This window comes from Microcoleus sp. B4-C1 (assembly GCF_036705285.1).
Lineage (GTDB): Bacteria > Cyanobacteriota > Cyanobacteriia > Cyanobacteriales > Microcoleaceae > Microcoleus.
On the sequence record NZ_JAUBUC010000160.1, the window covers coordinates 1 to 6,311 of the forward strand.

Genomic DNA, 6,311 nt, shown 5'->3' on the forward strand with positions numbered 1-6,311 from the left:
TTGGTAAAAAGGCATTGAGTGCTGACTGACCAAGGCTTTTACCCGTTTCTTTGTAAGTCTCAATTGACTTATTTAGAGCATAGTTCCACCACCATCTGGCACAGCCAAAGTGCTGAGACAGTATGGCTTGTTGCTCTAATGTTGGATAAAGTCGAACCTTGATAGCAGTATGCAGCATCTCATTACCTCCTTACTGTATTATACACATTCCAGTAAAACAGCTACAAAGATAAAGATTTGGAGATTTCCGTACCTACAATCTCCCTGCCTTTCATCCCACCGCTAAACTGGGTACAGTTATAGCGGGGGACAACAGGAGCGAGGAGTTAAGTGGGATTCCCGCTCGTCGGGATAGCTGCGCTTCACGCAAATTTACCAACACCTGCCGATCGAAGCCTATGGCTGACATTAATCGATGCTACGAAATCCTCGAAATTGAGCCTGGAACTTCCTTAGAAGAAATTAAGCGCGCTTACAGGGATTTAGCGTTTGTGTGGCATCCCGATCGGTTTGCCCACAACGATCGCCTGCAACAAAAAGCTCACCAAAGATTAACAGAAATTAATGAAGCTTACCAGGAGTTGGTGTTGTTTCTGAGTCAGCCTGAATCGAGGTCGATCGAACAACAGTTTCAGCAGCCACCACCGCCTGCGCCGGAAAAACCCCTGAGAAGGCGTTCTGCAAAATCAGCCGCCAGGCCTGGTCAAGAGCGCCGTCAAACCCGCCCAAAAGCCGCCTCCAAAAAATTTCTAACTCAAAAAACCTCTTCAAGAAAGAAACGATTTACCACTCACAGTCGCCCAGGGTGGCGGGGCACAAAGCAACCAGGGCGAAGCGTTGCGAGGAAAGCAGGGCGATCTCAAAACTATCGAAAGCTTACTTCGAGAAGGAAAACAGAATTTTCCACTCAATACTCAAAACCACGAATCCCGCCGAGGGAAGTGCGCCCATCTCAACAGTATTCAAGCTTCCCTTGGTGGCCGCTGGCAATCGCCGTGGTGAGTTACGCTTTGACCGGTTGGATTTTGACGAAATCAGCCGCCCCGCTGTGGATGTGGGCTTTAATCTGCGGTGCAGATTGGCTGTGGGCCGCGATTTTGCTGGCGGAGGGTTCGCCAACGCCTAGAGTGTGGCTGGCGGCGTTAGTTTTGGCTGGGGCGGTGGGGGGGTCGATCGCTGGTTTTCAGGCGGGAGGAATGGTAACAGGGGCTGCTTGGGCCGCAGTTGGGGCTGGTTTGGGGGCGATCGCCAGTTCCGAGGCCGAGTATCGGGCTGTGGCTGTTGTGTTGGCTGTAGGGGGAGTGGTGGCAGTGGTGGGATTGATGGCGGGAACGGTTTCTGGGAATTGGGTTAAGGCGTTGGTGACTGCCGCGTGTTGGGCGATTGTCGGCTTGACGTGCGGGCTGGTGGCGGAAGTAGGTGTGCATTCTGGCGGCCCCGTCGGGCTCCGAGGTGCGATCGGGCTGGGGATTGGGGCGTGGGCGGGGGTTTTTGCTGGGGCGGGTTCGGGGGAGATCGTCGAAGCCTTGGCTATCGCCGGATCTAAGACTGTTTATGGGGCTTGGGCTGGGATCGGCATTATTGCGGGAGTTGTGGCGCGGATGGTAGCTGCAGAAAGGTTGATCCACACTGGCAGCGGGCTTTATACGGTTATCCTGTTGGTGGCTACTTCCGGTTTTGGGCTGTGGCTGGGAACTTGGTTGGGCGATCGATTTTTTTGAATTAGTTCAGTTGTCAGTTGTCAGTGGGCAGTTGTCAACAGTCAACAGTTAACAGTCAACAGTTAACAGTTAACTGTCATGAGGATTGCAACCGGAATTGATGTAAATCCCAGCACTTATCGCTTTTCAGCAGCGCTTCAAACTCAGCGCTTGGCAAAGCTGGGCTGAAAAGATGGCCTTGAATTTCGTCGCATTCGTACTCGCACAAAAAATCAAGTTCTTGCTTATTTTCTACCCCCTCAGCCACCACCGTCATGTTCATGCAGTGTGCCATTTGAATAATCGCTATTGTGATCGCTGCATTTTGGCGATCGTCTGCAAGATCGCGAATAAAACTCTTGTCAATTTTGATCACATCAAACGGAAAGCGTTTTGGATAACTCAAAGAAGAATATCCCGTCCCAAAATCATCAATTGCTATCCTAATCCCCTGCTCTTTCCACACCGTAAAAGCTTTAGCTGCTGCAATTTCGTCTTGCAAAACCAGACTTTCCGTCAGTTCTAATTCCAAACACTTGGGATCGAGAGCGGTTTCTGTTAATATCTCCCTGACTCTTTCCGTGAAATTTTTGCGCTCGAATTGACGGGCTGACACGTTAACTGCGACTCGCAGGGGCGGTAAACCTGCTATTTGCCATGTTTTAGTTTGCCTGCAAGCAGTCTCTAATACCCATTCACCCAACGGCGCAATCAAGCCCATCTCTTCAGCCATTGGAATAAATTCCCCCGGAGAAACTCGCCCCCGTTCTGGATGATTCCAGCGCACCAAAGCTTCAGCACCAATAATTTTACCTGTTTTAATTGCTATTTGCGGCTGATAGTATATCTCAAATTCTGAGCTTTTTAAAGCATGGCGCAGGGAAGTTTCTTGAAGAATTGTATTGATGAAATAATTAGCATTTATGGGATTATAAAAATGATAATTATTGCCGCCTTTCTGCTGAGATTGATACATTGCTATATAAGCATTTTTCAGCATTTCATCTCCGTCGGTGCCGCCTCCAGGATACAAGCATATCCCGATACTAGCAGTGACATAGACTTCGCAATCTTTGACAATCATAGATTGGGATACAATATCTAAAATGTTTTGAGCAATCTTAGCCACATCCTGTTTTTCGGCCACTGGTTTAAGAATCAGCGCGAATTCTGCCGCTTCCAAACGAGCAACAATATTAATGTTTTCCATGCAGTTAGTTAGCCGCTGGGCGATGGTGCAAAGCACTGAGTCGCCGATATCGTGTCCCCAGGTAGTGTTAATGCGGTTGATTTTATCTAAGCTAAGCGTGATAACTGGAACGACTCCTGACAATTCTTTTTGACCATCTAATACTCGACTTAACTTTTCTCGCAAAAATGAACGATTCGGCAGGTTGGTCAAGCTGTCATACTGATGTCGGTAGAGTGCCAGTTGAATAGTTGTATGCAAGTTTTTTTCTTCAAATGGCTTGACAATATAGCCAAACGGTTTTGTACTATTGACTCGTCGCAAAGTAGTTTCATCGGCATAGGCTGTCAGATAAACTACCGGGATTTGAAATCGCAAGCGAATTTCTTCCGCTGCTGTAATGCCGTCGATTTCTCCTTGGAGGTTAACATCCATTAAAACTAAATCCGGGCGCAACTTTGCGGCAGATTCAATCGCTTCTTCTCCCGAATAGACCATCCCAGTTATTCTATATCCTAGAGATATCAAACTGTCGGAAATGTCTTCCGCAATGATGCTCTCGTCTTCAACTATCAGAATTTTTTTGTTGGACACTAAATTTTCTCCTTAGAGTGCAATTTTGGCTGAGAAAAGGTTATTCTAAAAGTCGTGCCAGCAGTTTCTAACAGTTCTATTTCCCCCCGGATTTGCTTGACTAAAGACCCCACAAGTCGCAAACCCAACGTTCGGGCTGTGCGATAATCTAAGTCTTGAGGAAAACCAATTCCGTTGTCACTCACGGTTAGCACGCAAAATCTGTTATTATCTAAAGTGAAATCTATGTTAATTTTACCTTTAAGTTGTCCTTTAAAGGCATATTTGAGGGCGTTTGTCACAAGCTCGTTGATAATTAACCCGCAAGGAACTGCCGTATCAATATTGAGAGAACACGGCGCAATATTTGTTTGCAAGTTGACGCCTTCTGCATGATTTTCATAAGCTTGGAATAAATTGTGGGCGAGATTTTGGATGTATTCAGCAAAGTCAATGTTTGACAAGTCTTTGGATTGATACAATTGTTCGTGAACCAGGGCCATTGATCTGACTCGGTTTTGACTTTCTTTTAACATTTCACTAACGCGGCTGTCTTGAATGTAGCGAGACTGAAGTTTCAGCAGGCTAGAAATAACTTGGAGGTTGTTTTTGACGCGGTGGTGAATTTCTTGGAGAAGGACTTCTTTTTCGGCGAGGGAGGCTTTGATTTGATCCTCATCCCGTTTGCGGTCTGTAATGTCGCGTACTACAGCTTGGAGAAATTTTTGTCCGTTAATTTCCATTGCGTTTAACAGAACTTCTGCAGAAAATTCTGAACCGTCGAGTCGTTGGTGTACCCAGTCAAATCGACAGCTACCTATGAGCATTGCTATGTTCATTTTCTGTGCAGCTAAACTGGCTGAATCTTGTCCGTTAGGCTGAAATGGCGGGGAAAATTCCCTCGGATGCTTGCCGTAAAATTCTTGTTTGTTGCTACAGCCAAATATTTTTAAGGTGGCGGGGTTGCAGTCAAAAAACTCATGTTCGTCAAGCAACATTACTGCGTCGCTGGTGGCTTCATAAAGGCTGCGAAATTTGTGTTCTGATTCTTGCAACGAGCAGATCAATTGGTTTTTGAGAGCTTCCGCACGCTTGCGATCGGTAATGTCTATTCCTACAGAAACTGCTGCGGTTCCCTGATGATATTTCTGAGCTACTATCAAATAGTTGCGGACGAAACCGTTAATTTCTATTTCTATTTCTTGGCAGGTTTGCTGAGATGAACTGTTAAAAAAAATTCGGATCAGTTCTCCGAAAGTCGAGCCTTTGTCGAGAAAGTTGATTTCTTGACCGACAAAGCTTTCAGGAGACAGGTTGAATGAGGTTGCTAAGTGCTGGTTGACTCCGATATACCGCAAATCGGAACTGATCCAAGAAATCAGTCCGGGTACGGCATCCAAAACGGCGCGAAGTTGGTCTGTAGCTTCTTTGAGTGCTTCTTCCGATCGCTTGCGATCGCTAATATCTGTCGCCGTTCCGCACAAGCCTAAAATAGCGCCGTTTTCAGCTTGGTTGACGATGCTGTTGACGCGCAGGTGGACGGGGGTACCGTCTTTGCGAAGGTGTACTGTTTCGTAAGGAGAATTAGCGCTTTGTGGCTGAATTTTGGTTCTCGCTAAAAGTTGGGCAAATATTTCTCTTGGTCTATTTTCTTGATCGGGAACTAAAAAATCGGTGAAGCGCCGTCCGATCATTTCTGGCGGTTCGTAACCGTAGATGCGTTTGGCGGCGGAATTGACAAAAGTCAAGAGGCCTTCAATATCGATCGACCAAATCAATTCTTGGGAGGTTTCTACGAGGTTGCGGTACTTTTTTTCGCTTTCGGCAAGTGCTGCATAGAAGACTGCCGTTTGCTGCTGAAGTCTGTCTTCTAATTCTTGATTTGCCGTTTCCAGAGTGGCGATGGACTGCTCGCGCTCGGTAATTTCAGTAGAAACACCCACTGCGCCGACAACTTCGCCGTTTCCATCTCGCAGGGCTGCCGATCGAATTTCGTGAATACAATGCCCCTGTCGGGCATTCCAATTGCGATCGTTTCCTGCTAATACCTCGGCAATATTTTCTAAGATATCTGGCTGGCTGCTGTAAACTTCAAAAATCGATCGCCCGACAGTTGCACCTGGTTTGAGTCCCAAATTTTCTAATCCTTTCCCTGCTGCAAGAGTTAACTTGCCTTCTCTGTCTGTTGCCCACAGGAAAACGGGGGCACAACTGACAGCGGCGTGAAGGGTTTCGTTGGCTTGTTTGAGCCGATCGATTTCTGCGTGAAGCAGATCCTGGGTGGTCTTTAATTCTACCGTTAGTCGATCGGCTTTTTGCTGCCAACTGGCAGCCGTATCGCACATTTCTACGAGATTGCGGGAACGACAGATGGATTGGTTGCAGTGTGACATGGTTACTCTAGGGCGCACTGTATATTTAACCCCAGCCTATCTTTTAAGCATAAACTTTTTAAGTCAAATATTACAATTAGCAGGAATACTCATCCAACCAAGATGCGATATATTAAAGCTAGTTTAAAGGATTCAGAAAATGCTCCTTGCTCAGGCTTTCTGGCAACAGTTCACAAATTGATAATAAGCTGAATAATGCCTGTAACTCAGTATTTTTACGGTAACTATTTGTAGTATTGCAAAAATAAATTCCGCAATTATCGGCTTGCACAATAACTGGGATTGTAAATTTATTATATTTGTTTGCGTAGATTCACGCACCGAGGAATCTGGAATCTGGAATTTGTAAATATAGCCAGCGCGCCCGACCGTTAGGACGCGCTTAGGATCGCGAATTAAATAACTTACAATTTTAATTGTTATTGTGGGATGGGCGTCCCGCCCGTCCTTTTTGGA

General features: G+C 46.3%; 4 protein-coding genes. 1 reads left to right on the forward strand and 3 read right to left on the reverse strand.

The window, feature by feature from the left end; genetic code table 11:
• Positions 1–178, reverse strand: a 178-nt coding sequence (locus QUB26_RS30825) for a helix-turn-helix domain-containing protein (RefSeq protein WP_333254658.1), incomplete at its 3' end; no start/stop codon positions are given.
• A gap of 220 nt (positions 179–398) precedes the next feature.
• On the opposite strand from QUB26_RS30825, the gene QUB26_RS30830 reads away from it, so the two are divergent.
• Positions 399–1,721, forward strand: coding sequence for a J domain-containing protein (locus QUB26_RS30830; protein WP_333243674.1), 1,323 nt, complete (start codon positions 399–401; stop codon positions 1,719–1,721).
• 76 nt (positions 1,722–1,797) lie between these two features.
• Here the strand turns inward: QUB26_RS30830 and QUB26_RS30835 are convergent, their stop codons facing one another.
• Both QUB26_RS30835 and QUB26_RS30840 read right to left on the reverse strand, forming a co-directional pair.
• Positions 1,798–3,483: an EAL domain-containing protein gene (locus QUB26_RS30835; RefSeq protein ID WP_333243671.1), complete on the reverse strand. Its 1,686-nt coding sequence runs from the start codon at positions 3,481–3,483 to the stop codon at positions 1,798–1,800.
• Entirely contained in the window at positions 3,483–5,855 is a 2,373-nt protein-coding gene (locus QUB26_RS30840; protein ID WP_333321126.1) for a PAS domain S-box protein, read from the reverse strand. Before QUB26_RS30840 ends, QUB26_RS30835 begins: the two co-directional genes overlap by 1 nt.
• Between the last annotated feature and the right edge of the window lie 456 nt (positions 5,856–6,311).

Coding starts and splice junctions, on each gene's coding strand:
- QUB26_RS30830 (WP_333243674.1), top strand. CDS start 399: ATGGCTGACATTAATCGATGCTACGAAATCCTCGAAATTGAGCCTGGA.
- QUB26_RS30840 (WP_333321126.1), bottom strand. CDS start 5,855: ATGTCACACTGCAACCAATCCATCTGTCGTTCCCGCAATCTCGTAGAA.